Origin of the sequence: Streptomyces sp. NPDC004658 (genome assembly GCF_040609555.1) — a bacterium.
GTDB lineage: Bacteria > Actinomycetota > Actinomycetes > Streptomycetales > Streptomycetaceae > Streptomyces.
In genome coordinates this window covers 1-3,700 of record NZ_JBEXKG010000155.1, presented here as the reverse complement: position 1 = coordinate 3,700, position 3,700 = coordinate 1, and the positions used below count along the sequence as shown (strand labels likewise).

Annotated in this window: 4 protein-coding genes; all 4 read right to left on the bottom strand. The window is 70.1% G+C overall.

Annotated features, from left to right (window positions below):
• Positions 1 to 986: type IV toxin-antitoxin system AbiEi family antitoxin domain-containing protein (locus tag ABZV94_RS33725; protein WP_356347279.1), on the bottom strand; the 986-nt coding region annotated here is incomplete at its 3' end.
• 136 nt (positions 987 to 1,122) lie between these two features.
• Positions 1,123 to 2,784, bottom strand: coding sequence for a hypothetical protein (locus ABZV94_RS33720; RefSeq protein ID WP_356347277.1), 1,662 nt, complete (start codon positions 2,782 to 2,784; stop codon positions 1,123 to 1,125).
• A 65-nt stretch (positions 2,785 to 2,849) separates the two neighbouring features.
• Positions 2,850 to 3,161 (bottom strand): helix-turn-helix transcriptional regulator, encoded by a 312-nt coding sequence (locus ABZV94_RS33715; protein ID WP_356347274.1) that lies wholly within the window; start codon positions 3,159 to 3,161, stop codon positions 2,850 to 2,852.
• Positions 3,161 to 3,700 (bottom strand): tyrosine-type recombinase/integrase (locus tag ABZV94_RS33710; protein ID WP_356347272.1); only part of this gene is annotated, 540 nt, incomplete at its 5' end. The genes ABZV94_RS33710 and ABZV94_RS33715, both read right to left, overlap by 1 nt.

Sequence of the window (3,700 nt, the reverse complement as noted above, 5' to 3'; positions counted from 1 at the left end):
ACCTTCCGCATCGCCTCCTCCATCGCCGGGTTCGGCTGCGACGCCTTCCGCACCGACTCCGCGAACGGCATCAACATCTTCCGCATCGCCTCCTCCATCGCCGGGTTCGGCTGCGACGCCTTCCGCACCGACTCCGCGAACGGCATCAACGCCTTCCGCATCGCCTCCATCAGCGCAGGGTCAAGCGCAGATGCAGTGGGCGACGGGTCGCTTTGCTGGCGCGCAGCTGCCCGCCTCGCCCACATGAGCTCGATGAGTTCGGGGCGTTCGGCGAGGAGGTGGACGGCTTGGTCGAACCCTTCCTGGCTGGCACGGTCCACTTCCTGGCGGCGCAGACTTTCACCGGCTTGCGCGACGAGGTGGTTGATTAGGTCGTGTCCGGTGGCGCTGGCTTTCAGGCCGTACTTCCGGGCGAACGGCTGGACGCGTTCTGCCAGGTCGTCCACAGTGATCAGGTCGCGACGTTCGGCGTCGGCGATGACTCCGCCGACGTGTCCGCCATCGGCACCGGTGTGCAGCAGGTCGGTGATGGTGCGCATGGCTGTGGTGACGGGCAGGCCGTCGACTGTGGTGATCTCTGTCGTTGGGACCTGCGCAGTGCGCAGGCGCACGAACGGTTCGGTTGTGGTCCGTCGGCGCGGGACACTGATCTCTACGTCCGGGGCGGGAATGTCCCCGAGGTCCAGCAGCTGGCAGGCGGAGGCGTGGGAGACGACGCCGGAGTCCGGGTCTCCGACGGGCCGATCCCACAGGAACTGTTTGGGCTGCAGGCGTAGCCAGGCGACCTTCACCTCCAGGTGGGGCGGTACGCCTGCGGCGGTCAGCTGGTAGACGCCGCGGCCCACGTTCGCCAGGAGGCCGGCCTCCGTCAGCCGCAGCAGTTGCACGCCGTTGACGCCCAGTTCCTTGGCTTGCGCGGCCGTCACCAGGCCCCATTGATCTGCGGCGGCTCCAGAGAGAGCAGCCACCTGCTCAGCACGGTCCATGCAGAGATAGTTACACAGAATCGCAGACTTAGTTACTCCCTGGATGTAAAAAACTCTGCATCTACATCCTCAGAGATGTAAATTTCTCTGACATTCGTTCCTAGGGTTCAGCCACCCAGGCCGCAAGGCGCCGACATCAGGGGCAACCCTGGCCGCGCGGGGACAGCCCCTGCAGGCCGGGATGTCCCAGGCTCTGGGTGTAGCGCTGGGCGGCGCGGGTGCTGATACCGAAGAGGTCGCCCAGGCGCTTAGCGTCGCTGTCAGGAGCGAGAGCCTCATCGAGCAGGCGGTCGGTGCGCAGAGACCGACACGTCAGCTGGGGGCCCAGACGCAGATTCATCCAGCGATGGCCGACGGGGGCGGTGGTGGTCGCACTGCGGAAGTGGACGAACAGGTGGGGGTTGGCGGTGATGGGCCAGCGCCGGCGGCGGTGCTCGAGGTAGGCGGCCAGACACTTGCGGGCCGGTTCGGCGAGCGGGACCCGGCGGTCGCCGACGTCGAGACGCTCGTCGTGGACGTCGGTGAGGCGCAGGTGCTGGAGCTGCTGGGCGGTCAGGCCATGGAAGGCAACCAGCGCGCACAGCAGCGCCTGGGCCAGATCGGTGGAGTCGAGAGCAGCGCGGATGTGCTCGACCGGGAGCGGCATCGGGATGGTGGGATCGGGGAAGCCGGTTGTGACCTGGCGGGCCGGGTCAGTGAAGACCAGGCGGCGAGCTTTGAGGACACGGAAGATCGAGCGCAGTCCCTGACCCATCTGGGTGCGGGCGGCTCCAGCCGGTGGGAGCACGGTGCGCACGTCGCCGGGAGTGATCTCGCGCAGGGAGGTCTTGCCCTCAGCAGCCCATCGGGCCAGGGCGGGCAGGGCCCAGCGCAGGTGAAGACGGATGGTGGACTCGGAGCGCGGACGGCGCCGCGGCGGGACCGTGCTGCCGGCGTGCATGATGGCCAGCCAGACACGAACCTCGCTAGCCATGCCGGGAGGCAGCGCGGTGATCCGCTCCTCGCCCCAGCCCAGCACCGCGGGGGCGCGGTCGCAGGCGAGCAGGCCGGCTCGCTCCAGGACCGCGGTCGCATGCCGGTGAGGCAGGTTGACCTCCATCAGCACGGCGACATCGACGACCGTGAGCGTGGCCCCCGGAGCCTGGAGGAAACCCAGGACGATGTTGACGCCGGTACGGACCCGCCAGGTCAGATCACGGCTCCAGCCGTAGCGGATCGCATCCTCACGCGTGAACTGCTCCGCCCACGCCGCCAGCTGCGGATCCGCGCGCCGGGCCAGTCCCTCGATGCCACGACGGCGCAGCGTGCGCACCGCTTCGAACAGGACCAGCTGCCGATGCGCGGGCGGTGGCACCGGCTCAGTCCGCAGCGCTACGGGCTCAGCGATCGCGGCACCGCGGTGACGGCTGGAGAACAGATCGGCGAAGAACAGCTGCTGCCCCCGCCGGCTGACCTCCTCCCATGAGAACACGCTGTGGGCGCCACGGGTGAGGGTGGCCTGCTTACGGCACAACCTGCAGATCCGGTCCCCGTCCAGGACCGCGTCATACCGGCACACGATGCAGGAGGCCTTGACGGTGTACTTGCGACACCAAGACGCGCAGCCCTTGCACAGCCAGCCCAGGTTCCGGGTGGCGCCCCACGCCGCGCAGTTGGTGCACGAGTCGGGCGGCGGGATCGCGGACGGATGGCAGCGCTCGCACAGCCCCGTCGCGTAGTAGAGGCGGGTTGAGCCGCAGCGCAGGCAGGGCGGCGGGGTGACCGGGCCGCCCGGCCAGCAGGTGAAGCAGAACTCCACCCGCCCCATCGCCGGCGGCCGCCGCCCGCACCCCGCACACATCGCCCTGCTGCGGGCCGGGCCGGTCACAGCGGCGGCACCAGCCGGCGCAGCCGCCCAGGGTGCTCCGCGGCCGCGCTGGCCGGGGCCGGGGCGGCGTGCCCGGGTCGGGAAGCAGGCGCCGCGGTCTGGCGGACGAGCAGATCGGACGGCTCACATGCCAGCACCGCGCAGATCACCTGAAGGTCGTCCAGCCGCACAGTGACCGGTGTGGTCGACCACAGCGCGGACATCTTCCCCGCACTGATGGGCAGGCCCGCTGCCGCCAGGCGGCGACGCACCTCGGCCGACGTCGTGATCCCGCGCTCGGCCGCCCGCTGGCGCAGCTCCCACCGCATCAGCAGCCCCGCCCCTCGCCCAGGCCCAGGCGGCCGGCCACCCGCGCATTGGCCTGAGCCCACGCGTGCTCGATGTGCTCGGCCCGCACATGGATGTAGCGGGTCGTGGTCGCCAGCCACTCATGCCCCAGCAGCTCCTGGATCGCCTTCAGATCCACCCCCCGCCCGTACAGCGACGAGGCACAAAAATGCCGCAGCCCGTGCGGGGACAGCCGGCCCGACCAGGCGGGCAGGAACCCCTCAACCGCGGCGGCCAGCCCCGACCGCAGGGCGTGCGCACCGACACGGCCCGTCGCGGTGCGGCGCTCGCTGGGGAACATCGGCGCCCGCGGATCGGTGTGGTCGCCGGGGAAATGAGGCCGGACCTCGTCCAGCCACCAGCGCAGCAGCACATCCACCCCGTCGATCCCCGGCACCAACCGGGCCCTCGGTCCACGGCCCTGACTCCCCTTGCCGTAGCGGACATGCAGCTTGCCGAAGACACCCAGATCTTCGCGCCAGTCACCGACATCGAGCATCACCGACTCGTTCAGCCGCAA